General features: G+C 66.3%; 9 protein-coding genes. 6 read left to right on the forward strand and 3 right to left on the reverse strand.

What is annotated here, in order from left to right:
* Window positions 1-60 precede the first annotated feature (60 nt).
* Window positions 61-3120 (forward strand): hypothetical protein, encoded by a 3060-nt coding sequence (locus tag VGI62_RS18045; RefSeq protein WP_331505933.1) that lies wholly within the window; start codon window positions 61-63, stop codon window positions 3118-3120.
* Window positions 3120-4184, forward strand: coding sequence for a PrsW family glutamic-type intramembrane protease (locus VGI62_RS18050; protein ID WP_331505934.1), 1065 nt, complete (start codon window positions 3120-3122; stop codon window positions 4182-4184). Before VGI62_RS18045 ends, VGI62_RS18050 begins: the two co-directional genes overlap by 1 nt.
* A gap of 12 nt (window positions 4185-4196) precedes the next feature.
* Here VGI62_RS18050 and VGI62_RS18055 read toward each other — a convergent pair whose 3' ends face one another.
* The 3 genes from VGI62_RS18055 to VGI62_RS18065 form a co-directional block, all read right to left on the reverse strand.
* Window positions 4197-4445, reverse strand: a complete 249-nt coding sequence (locus VGI62_RS18055) for a DsbA family protein (RefSeq protein ID WP_331505935.1) — start codon at window positions 4443-4445, stop codon at window positions 4197-4199.
* 194 nt (window positions 4446-4639) lie between these two features.
* Window positions 4640-5152, reverse strand: a complete 513-nt coding sequence (locus tag VGI62_RS18060; RefSeq protein WP_331505936.1) for a YdcF family protein — start codon at window positions 5150-5152, stop codon at window positions 4640-4642.
* Window positions 5153-5195: 43 nt separating this feature from the next.
* Complete coding sequence (locus VGI62_RS18065; RefSeq protein WP_331505937.1) at window positions 5196-5528, reverse strand: hypothetical protein; 333 nt, start codon at window positions 5526-5528, stop codon at window positions 5196-5198.
* Between the two features lie 258 nt (window positions 5529-5786).
* On the opposite strand from VGI62_RS18065, the gene VGI62_RS18070 reads away from it, so the two are divergent.
* The 4 genes from VGI62_RS18070 to VGI62_RS18085 all read left to right on the forward strand — a co-directional run.
* Window positions 5787-6914, forward strand: coding sequence for an ABC transporter permease (locus VGI62_RS18070; RefSeq protein ID WP_331505938.1), 1128 nt, complete (start codon window positions 5787-5789; stop codon window positions 6912-6914).
* A complete protein-coding gene (locus VGI62_RS18075; protein ID WP_331505939.1) occupies window positions 6911-7738 on the forward strand; it encodes an ABC transporter ATP-binding protein in 828 nt (275 codons plus the stop codon). The genes VGI62_RS18070 and VGI62_RS18075 overlap by 4 nt, the downstream gene beginning before the upstream one ends.
* Window positions 7738-8700, forward strand: coding sequence for an MlaD family protein (locus VGI62_RS18080; RefSeq protein WP_331505940.1), 963 nt, complete (start codon window positions 7738-7740; stop codon window positions 8698-8700). The genes VGI62_RS18075 and VGI62_RS18080 overlap by 1 nt, the downstream gene beginning before the upstream one ends.
* On the forward strand, window positions 8697-9208 hold a 512-nt coding region (locus VGI62_RS18085; RefSeq protein ID WP_331505941.1), incomplete at its 3' end, for an ABC transporter. The genes VGI62_RS18080 and VGI62_RS18085, both read left to right, overlap by 4 nt.

The raw sequence follows: 9208 nt of genomic DNA on the forward strand, positions 1-9208 counted from the left end.
CTAAGGGGATAGGGACGGAGCCCGGCGCGTAGGCCTGGGCGCGTCTGAGTTGGGGGGCGTATGGTGACTGGAGTTTGGCGGCTGGGTTCTGTCGCCGTGGCTTGGTGGGCGTTGGGCCTGGCCGCCGCGGCGGAGCCTGCGCCGGCGCCGGCGCCCGCTGCAGAGACCCCGCCCGTTGTTGTCGAGAAGCCTGGGGTCGAGAAGCAAGGGCCCCACCAGCCGGGGCCGCCCAAGGCCCACAGCGCCGCAGAGATCGACCTGTCGACGATCAAGACCGCCGACATGTCGCTGCTCTACTTCGACCCGGCGCAGACCTACCTTACGCCCTACATCGCCCGCACGTTCGAGCACTCCATGGCTTTCCAGCGCCAGTTGTTCGGCTGGAAGCCCTGGGAGCGCACGACGGTCCTCCTGAAGGACTTCTCCGACTACGGGAACGCAGCGGCCCGGGTCACGCCCAACAACGCGATCCTCCTGGACGTGGCGCCGATCCCACAGACCTTCGAGACCTTCAGCCCGGGAGAGCGCTTCTTCACCCTCCTGAACCACGAGCCGGTGCACGTGGCGACGATGGACGTCTGGAACGAGACGGACGCCAGGTGGCGCAGGCTGTTCCACGGCAAGCCGATGCCGATCGAGGAACATCCCGAGTCGATCCTCTACAACTTCCTGGCCACGCCGCGGGTGAACTCGCCGCGCTGGTACCTGGAAGGCTCGGCGGTCTTCATGGAGACCTGGATGGCCGGCGGCTATGGCCGCGCCCAGGGCGGCTACGACGAGATGGTCTTCCGCGCGATGGTCCGCGACAACGCGACCTTCTATTCGCCGCTGGGCCTGGAAGCGGAGGGTACGTCGATCGACTTCCAGGTGGGGGTCAACGACTATCTCTACGGGACGCGGTTCTTCTCCTACCTGGCGCTGGTCTACGGACCCGAGAAGGTGATCGCGTGGCTCCGCCGCGACGAGGGCTCGGCCGGCTACTATTCGACCCAGTTCGAGCGGGTCTTCGGGCGCTCGTTGGATAAGGCCTGGCGAGACTGGATCGCCTGGGAGCACGTCTTTCAGACCGCGAACCTTGCCCAAGTGCGGACGTATCCCGCGACCCCCATCCAGCCATTGGCGAAAACGGGCCTCGGATCCATCTCGCGCGCCTTCCTGACCCCGGATGGACAGGGCCTGATCGGCGCGTTCCGGGCGCCTGGGATCATCGCCAACGTCGGCGTCCTCTCATTCGGCGACGGCCACATCCGCCGGCTGGCCGACATCAAGGGCGCGATGCTCTATCGGGTCACTTCGCTCGCCTACGACGTCACGGCGAACAAGGCCTACTACACGACCGACAACTACGCCTTCCGCGAGCTGATGGAGCTCGACGTCGCCAGCGGCAAGAGCCGCACGCTGCTCAAGGACGCCCGGATCGGCGACCTCGCCCTCAACCCGCGCGACAAGACACTCTGGGGCCTGCGCCACCTCAACGGCCTGGTGACGCTGGTGAAGCTCGAGCCCCCTTACAAAGGTTGGACCCAGGTCCACACCTTCGCTTATGGCGAGATCCCGTTCGACCTCGACATCTCGCCCGACGGGACGCTTTTGTCGGCCTCCGTCGGTGAGGTGAACGGCGAGCAGTCGGTGCGCATCTACCGTATCGCCGACCTCGACGTCGGGCAGATCCACCCCCAGGCGCAGTTCACCCTGGGCGCATCCACCCCGGAGGGCTTTGTCTTCTCACCGGACGGCAGGTTCCTGTTCGGCTCGAGCTACTACACCGGCGTTTCCAATATCTACCGCTACGAGATCGCCACGCAGAAGGTGGAGGCGGTCTCCAACGCCTCGACCGGGTTCTTCCGGCCGATCCCGCGCGCGGACGGCAAGCTGGTGGTCTATGAGTACACCGGCGCAGGTTTCGCCCCGGGGGTGATCGATCCGGCGCCCCTGCAGGACCTCGGATCCATCAAGTTCCTGGGCGCCGAGGTCGCGGCGAAGCATCCGATCGTCAAGCAGTGGGCCGTGGGATCTCCGGCGAACGTGCCCCTCGACAGCCTGGTCCTGGAGCGAGGCAAGTACCTTCCGACCCGGGAGATGAAGCTCGATTCCATCTATCCGATCATCGAGGGCTACCGCGGCGACGTGGCCGCCGGCGTGCACGCGATCTTCGAGGATCCGCTGCAGTTCCACCAGCTCATGGCCACGGTCTCATATTCACCCGCGGATGACGTCCCCAGCGACGAGCGGCTGCATGTGAACCTGGAATACAAGACCCTGCGCTGGCGCCTGCGCTACTGGCACAACGGCGCTGACTTCTATGACCTCTTCGGCCCCACCTATCGCAGCCGGCGGGGCGATGCGGTGCTGGTGGGCTACAAGAACGCCTTGATCTACGACCCTCCGAACCAGCTCGACTTCGTGGCCGACCTCGCCGCCTTTCGCGGGCTCGACACCCTGCCGCTCGCCCAGAACATCCCGACCACCTCGAAGAACCTGGTCTCGGGCCTCATCGGCCTGCGTTACACCGCGACCGAAAAAAGCCTGGGCGCGCTGGACTATGAGAAAGGCGTGAGGTGGTCGGTGCTGAGCGCTGGTGATTTCGGGTCCGGAGACTTCTTCCCCAAGCTCTACGGAACCTTCGACTTCGGCTCGCCGCTGCCGGTCAATCACGCCTCGATCTGGCTCTACAACGCGCTTGGCGCCGGCGGCGGCGACAAGACCAACCCGCTGAGCAATTTCTACTTCGGCGGCTTCGGCAACAACTACGTCGATAACGGCGAGGTGAAGCGCTACCGCGAATACGGCAGCTTCCCGGGCTTCGGAATCGACGAACTCGCCGGGCGGCGCTTCGGCAAGTCGCTGCTCGAGCTCAACCTGCCGCCGGTCCGGTTCGCCGAGGTCGGACGACCGAGCCTCTTCCTGAGCTCGCTTCGCCCGGCGCTCTTCGGCGGCGTCATGGCGCTCGACCCGGGCGCCGGCGGAACCCGCACCCTGGAGACGCTGGGCGCCCAGCTCGATTTCAACTTCACGTTTGCGCTGCGCCTGCCGATGGTGCTTTCCCTCGGCGGTGCGGCGGGCTTCGAGGAAGGTCGCCACAAGGGAAACGAAGCGATGGTCTCGCTCAAGATCCTCTGATGGACACCGCGCTCCTACTCAAGCTCGCCGTAGCGCTCGCGCCCGTGATCCTGCTGCTGGTCGTCTTCGAACGCCTGGACGTCTTCCGGCTCGTCAGCCCAGGCAGCGTGCTCGCCTACGCCGCTGCAGGCGCCGCCCTTGCCGCGCTCAGCTATGCCGTCAACGGGCACGTCATGGATGGCCTGCCGATCGGCTTTACCGACTACAGCCGCTACGTCGCGCCGGTCATCGAAGAAGTGCTCAAGGGTTTGATCATCGTCGGCCTCTTCGCCCTGGACCGGGTGGGCTTCAAGCTCGATGCGGCAATCGCCGGCTTCGCGGTCGGCGCAGGCTTCTCGGTGTTCGAGAACGGCTACTATCTGTGGCTCTTCCGCGAGGCGAACCTGGGCGTCTGGATTGTGCGCGGGTTCGGGACGGCGGTCATGCACGGCGGCGCGACCGCCCTCTTCGCCGTGATCACCCATGAATTTTCCGAGCACCAGGCCCATCACCAGGGCCGCCACTCGCGGCTCTATCCGTGGGTGTTCCTCCCGGGCCTGATGGTGGCGATCGCCATCCATTCGGCATTCAATCATCTGCCTGGCGACCCACTCTTGGCGATGCTGGCCGCTATGGTGGTCATCCCGATCACCCTCTTGGCGGTCTTCTCGAGGGGCGGGGCGACGGCCCACGAATGGCTGGAGCACGATCATGAAGGCCACGCCCGGATGCTCGCCGACATCCGGGCGGGCCGATTTGCCGACACCGAGGACGGGCGGGCGATCACTGCGACGGCGCAGCGCTTTCCACCCCGCATTCGAGCCGATGTCGGGGCATGGATCGAGCTGCAGCTGATGCTCGTGCTTCGCGCCGAAGAGATCATCCTGGCGTTCGAGCGCGGAGAACGGCCCGAGGTCGGCGAGGCCGAGCACGCTGAGTTCCAGCGGTTGCACCAGCTTGGCCGCACGATCGGCCATGCCGCCCGGCACGCGATCCAGCCGCACCTGCGCTTCAGCCGCAGCGACCTCTACGAGATGCACATGCTGCGCCACCGCGTCGGCGCCGGAACGAACCACAAGGCCTGAAGTTCGCTGCGGTTAGGTCCGTGCCTTAAGCCCCTGGTGCCGCATGCGCCACTTCAGCTGGTCGAAGCGGTCCTGGCCGAAGAAGGCCTCGCCACCGAACACCATCATCGGGACATCCCAATGACCAGCCGCGCGCTGGGCGACTTGGTTTTCTTCGACGATGGCGGCGAAGACTTTCGGATCGGCGTCGACCGCGGCGGACATCTCGGTGAAATCGAGGCCCGCACGCTCGGCCGCCCCCCGCCAGGTGGCCGCCCTCATGCCAGTTACCGACATCCCCGCCCCAGATCGTGCGGCTGGCTTCGGCGAGGAACGCAAGGCCCCGTCCCCGTTGCGCCGCTGCGACCCCCAGGTGCGTCAGTCGATAGCGGCGGCCCCCTCGACTGGCGGCTGTCGCGCGACGGGATGACGATCGAGCTTCCGGCCGGCAGCAGTGAAATCAAGTTTGGCGAGGACTAGCTGAGCGAGCGGAAGTAGCCGCGGCGCGCAAGCACGATCACCAGGTCGTAGGGGATGGCCAGCGCCTCGCGCAGATGCATTTTCGCCCAGTAGTAGGGGCGCGTGCCGCCAAGGCCGGGGGCGGTGGGGCCGCTCTTGCTCCTTGTACCGAGCGCAGCCAGCAGCATACGGATCCTGGGGATGTGATAGCGGTCGCTGCAGACGACGCACCCCTCCAGGGCGCGCTCGCGCACGAAGCGCGCCGCGGCGACGACGCTTTGCAGGGTGTCGAGGCTGGCTTCGTCCAGGATCAGCCGTTCGGGCGCGATCCCGCGGCTGACCAGCCCGTCTGCGATGATCGAAGCCTCGGAGGGGCCAACCACGCCGACGCCGCCGCAGCAGAGGACTGGCGCGGCCGGCCACGCCAGCGCGGCCTTCGCTCCGTAGCCGATCCGCCGGCGAAGCGATGGCGAAGGCCGGCCGTCAGCCAAGACGGCAGCGCCGAAGATCACGATGACAGGCCGCTCCATGCCGTAAGCATGGCCGCCCCTGGCGCCTTGCGCCAGATCGCTGTCAGGCCCGGGGCCGTCCGCTGCCCTGGTTCATCGGCGGCTGGTGCTCTTCGATGAGATCTGAGCGCTCCGCTTCGCGAACCGCGCGCGTTACGTTCAGACGCGTGAGAACCGCCGCTTCCCCGTAGGCGGCGCGCGCCTTCTCGAGCGCAACGCGCCAAGTCTGATTTGCGAGGTTATCGGTCTCGCCGGCGTAGACGACTGTGGGGCCTTCCTTGGTCATCTTGGCGATGACGAAATTGGCCCCCGCCGGCGGCAGGAAGCGCGCCTCCTCCAGAGGGGTGTAGCGATATCGGGCGCCGGATTTTCCGGCTAGCTCATACTGACGGGTCAACGAAACTCTCCACCCCGGGGCAACACGATCTTCGGCCCCGGCAAGGGGCCGCGACGCATGCTGACTCCCGGCCTTGACCAAAAATGGGCCTAGCTTGGCCATGGGGGACCTTTCTGCGCAGAACGGCCACAAAAGACCAAAAGCGGAACAGGCGTCGCCGTAAGACGTTCGAGCGACGCGCCGCCTCTGTTAGGCTCACATCTCCCAGAGGAGTGCGACTCGAAAGTCGACCTCCCAGACATCGGAGCCCCAAAGACTGTGGAGAAGCCGGCTGAGTTCAGCGTTCGAGACGAGGGCGGGCGAGCGATCGTCTCGCTGGTCGGCGACTGGACGGCCAATACCTTAGGCGAGGCGCCGAGCCGCCTCGCCCAGGCTATGCGGTCACACAGCGATTTCTCCGTCGACATCCGTAAGGTGCGCCGCCTCGACACCGCCGGGGCCTTCGCCCTGGTGCGGGCCGCCGGCCCCACCTTCGACTTGAAGACCGTGCTTGCGCGGCCGCAGAACGAACGGCTGCTGGAACTGGTCGGCGCAGCGGTGCGGGTAAAGCCCGTGCTGGCCAACCCGCCTCGCGGTTTCCACGAACTCACCGTGCGCATCGGCAAGGGCGTGGTGAACGTCGCCTATGAGTGGATCGACACGCTGGCCTTCCTCGGCCACCTGCTTGTCGTCGTCGCGCGTACGGCGGTGTTCCTGTTCACCGACCCCAAACGCATTCGCTGGGCGGCGATCTTTTCGTTGGCCGAGCGCGCCGGCCTCGACGCCATTCCTATTGTCGCGGTGACCTCGTTTTTCATCGGGGCCGTCGTGGGTCTCCTGGGCGCCAACATGCTGAGCCAGTTCGGCGCCGAGGTCTTCGCGGTTGAACTGATCGGCATCGCGGTGCTGCGCGAGTTCAACATCATCATTACCGCCGTACTGCTGGCCGGCCGCTCGGCCTCGAGTTTCGCCGCGGAACTTGGCTCGATGAAGATGAACCAGGAGATCGACGCGATGCAGGTGATGGGCGTCGACCCCTTCGAGGCCCTGGTGCTGCCACGCTTCCTTGCGCTCCTGCTGACGATCCCGCTCTTGACCTTCGTCGCCACGCTGGCGGGCCTCTTCGGCGGCATGGTGGTGGTCTGGTCGGTGCTACACCTCGGTCCGACCTTCTTCCTGCAGCGCATCGTCGACAATGTGGGTGCGGTTCATTTCTGGGTCGGCCTCTCCAAGGCGCCGGTGATGGCGATGGTGATCGCAGGTATTGGCTGCCGTCAGGGTCTGGAAGTCGGCGGCGACGTGGAATCCCTCGGCCGGCGGGTGACCGCCTCGGTCGTGCACGCCATCTTCGCGATCATCATGATCGACGCAGCCTTTGCGCTGTTGTTCATGAAGCTGAACGTATGACCAGCGTCGACGAGAACCACCTATCCGACGATGAATTGCTCGACACCGAAGGACCGGTGGTCGAAGTGAGCGGCCTGCGTTCGGCCTTCGGCGACACCGTCGTCCACGACAACCTCAACCTCACCGTTCTTCGCGGCGAGGTGATGGGCGTGGTCGGTGGGTCCGGCGCCGGCAAGTCAGTGCTGCTGAACACGGTCATCGGACTGCGCGCGCCGCAGGCGGGGACGGTCCGGGTGTTCGGGCAAGATATCAAGCATGCGTCCAGCCGCCGATGGACCGCCATCGAACGCCGCTGGGGGGTGCTGTTCCAGCAAGGCGCGTTGTTCTCGAACCTGACGATCCGCGAGAACGTGGCCGCCCCGCTCTTCGAGCACACGATGCTGACCCGGCGTGAGATCTACGACCTCTCGGACCTGAAGATCACGCTGGTGGGCCTGGGTCCCGAGGCGGGCGACCTGAAGCCTTCGGAGCTTTCGGGCGGCATGCGCAAGCGCGCCAGCCTCGCACGCGCACTCGCGCTGGATCCGGAACTCCTGTTCCTCGACGAGCCGACGGCGGGCCTGGACCCGATCAGCGCCGCGGCCTTCGACGAGCTCATCAAGGACCTCTCCGACAGCCTGGACCTCACGGTGTTCATGATCACCCACGACCTCGACACCCTCTATGAGATCACCGACCGCGTCGCGGTCATCGCCGACAAGAGGGTGGTCGCCACCGCGCCGGTGCGGGAACTCGAACATGCGGACCATCCCTGGATCCGCGAATATTTCCTTGGCCCACGCGGCAGGGCCGCCAGCGCGGCCAAGGTGAAGGCAGAGGCCTGATGGAAAAGAACGCCAACTACGCCCTGGTGGGCCTTTCATCGCTGATCCTGTTCGTCGGCCTGGTGGTCTTTGTCGTCTGGCTGGCCCGGATCTCCTTTTCCCAGGAGTACGACCTCTACGACATCGTCTTCGACGGCCCCGTGCGGGGCCTCAACCAAGGCGGCGAAGTGCACTTCAACGGCATCAAGGTCGGCGAAGTGACGAAGATCGCGCTGGACCGGACCAATCCGAGCCGAGTGATCGCGCGCGCGCGGGTGACCTCTGACGTGCCGATCCGCGTCGATTCCTTTGCGACCCTCGAGCCGCAAGGCATCACCGGGGTGAACTACATCCAGATCACCGCCGGCACGCCCTCCAAACCGCTTCTGAAGATCGCGGAAAAAGCCAGGTGCGAGGCCAAGGGGCTGAACCCCTGCATCCCGATCCTGAATAGCCAACGGAGCGCGCTCGCCGACCTCCTCGAGGGCGGAGGCACGGTGCTGACACGAACCATCGAGGCGCTGGACCGCGTAAACCGCGTGCTGTCAGACCAGAACATCAAGACCTTCTCCGCGACGCTTTCCGACGCCCAGGCGATCAGCGCCGAGCTTCGCGAGCGCAAGGCGATCGTCGCCGACGCGCAGAAGCTGATCCAGGACCTCGACGCGGCCACCCAACGCGCCGACGCGATCCTGGCCTCGACCCAGAACATCGTCGACACCGACGGTCGGCGCGGCGTGAAGTCGATCGCCGATGCCGCCGAGGAGGCCAAGAATACGGCCAAGGATCTCCGCGCTCTGGTCGACAAGCTACAAGGGCCGACGTCCGACTTCGCCAATACGGGCCTGCCGCAGATCACCGCGGCGATCGTTCAGCTGCAGACGGCGGTGGAGTCGCTTCAGCGGCTGGTGAACGAGATACAGCGAAGCCCGAGCGGCGCGCTCGGCAAGCCCGCAGCCGAAGAAATAAAGGTGAAGCCATGATCCGCCCGTTGCTCCGCCTGGTCGCTGTCGCCGCCTGCGCCCTTGGGCTCACCGGCTGTATCACGCTGCTTCCGAAGACCGCCCCGGCCCAGCTCTACAGGTTCGGCACGGCCTCGCCGGCTACCGCGCCGACGACGGCGCCCGCTCAGTCTGGGGTCGCGGTCTACCGCACCAACGGCGCGTTCCAGAGCGAGGCGGCCGATGACCGAATCCTGACGGTCGATGGCGGCAGGGCGGCCTACATTGCGCAGAGCCGTTGGGTCGCGCCCGCCGAGGTGCTCTTCAGCCAGGCGGTGGTGCAGGCCTTCGACGCAAGTCCTGTGCGGCTGCTCTCCCGCGGTCAGCAGGGCCGGTTCGGCTATGCCCTGCGGATTGACGTCCGCAACTTCGAGGCGCGCTACGACTCCGGCCCCAAAGCGCCGCCGCTGGTGGTCGTCCGCTTGCACGCCGCGCTCACCAAGAACGATCAGACCAGCGTCGGTGAGCGCGAGTTCGAGGCCCGGGTGCC

It is taken from the genome of Phenylobacterium sp. (assembly GCF_036495085.1).
In the GTDB taxonomy this organism is placed as follows: Bacteria; Pseudomonadota; Alphaproteobacteria; order Caulobacterales; family Caulobacteraceae; genus Phenylobacterium.

Bases quoted from the DNA above. Each gene is read 5' to 3' on its own strand.
- VGI62_RS18060 (WP_331505936.1), bottom strand. From the start codon at position 5,152: ATGGAGCGGCCTGTCATCGTGATCTTCGGCGCTGCCGTCTTGGCTGAC.
- VGI62_RS18075 (WP_331505939.1), top strand. From the start codon at position 6,911: ATGACCAGCGTCGACGAGAACCACCTATCCGACGATGAATTGCTCGAC.
- VGI62_RS18055 (WP_331505935.1), bottom strand. From the start codon at position 4,445: ATGAGGGCGGCCACCTGGCGGGGGGCGGCCGAGCGTGCGGGCCTCGAT.
- VGI62_RS18045 (WP_331505933.1), top strand. From the start codon at position 61: ATGGTGACTGGAGTTTGGCGGCTGGGTTCTGTCGCCGTGGCTTGGTGG.
- VGI62_RS18050 (WP_331505934.1), top strand. From the start codon at position 3,120: ATGGACACCGCGCTCCTACTCAAGCTCGCCGTAGCGCTCGCGCCCGTG.
- VGI62_RS18080 (WP_331505940.1), top strand. From the start codon at position 7,738: ATGGAAAAGAACGCCAACTACGCCCTGGTGGGCCTTTCATCGCTGATC.